Here is a 674-nt window from a genome sequence, read left to right on the forward strand (position 1 = left end):
CGTCGCCGAGCGCCAGCAGGTAGGGCTGGGCCAGCGTGTCGCGGATGCGCTCGGCGACTTCGCACACGTAGGCGCGGGTGGTTTCGTAGTCGGGGGCCACGCTGACCAGCAGCGCGACGAACTCGTCGCCCCCCAGGCGGGCCACGGTGTCCTCCTCGCGCAGGCAGTGGGCGAGGCGCCGGGCGACTTCCTGCAGCAGCAGGTCGCCGGCGCGGTGGCCGTGGTGGTCATTGACCGGCTTGAAGTTGTCGAGGTCGAGGTAGATCACCGCCCCGTGCCGCCCGCTGCGGCGGCTTTGCGTGACGGCCTGGGACAGCCGGTCGAAGAACAGGCGGCGGTTGGGCAGGCCGGTGAGGGCGTCGTAGAAGGCCAGCTGATGGATCTTGGCCTCGTAGCGCTTGCGGTCGGTGAGGTCGCGCACCGAGGCCAGCAGGGTCGGCTCGCCGTCGAGGTCCATGGCGCTCAGGACGATGTCGGCGGGCGTCTCGAGGCCGTTGTCCCGGCGCCGCAGCATCCATTCGACGCGCAGGTGGCCCAGGTGCAGGGCAGTCGCCATGTATTCGGTCGCCAGCACCTCGGAGGCCGTGCCGCAGGGCTGCTCGGCCGGCGAGACGTCCCACGGGTGAAGCTGGCACAGGGCGTCCAGGTTGTTGACGCCCAGGATCTCGAGGGCG

The 674-nt window shown here is 71.1% G+C and carries 1 protein-coding gene; it reads right to left on the reverse strand.

The genetic code is table 11. From position 1 onward, the window contains the following. A partial coding sequence (locus tag L6Q67_RS23830; RefSeq protein WP_296576090.1) for a sensor domain-containing diguanylate cyclase occupies positions 1-674 on the reverse strand: 674 nt, incomplete at both ends.

Origin of the sequence: Zoogloea sp., from assembly GCF_023150065.1 — a bacterium.
Lineage (GTDB): Bacteria > Pseudomonadota > Gammaproteobacteria > Burkholderiales > Rhodocyclaceae > Zoogloea.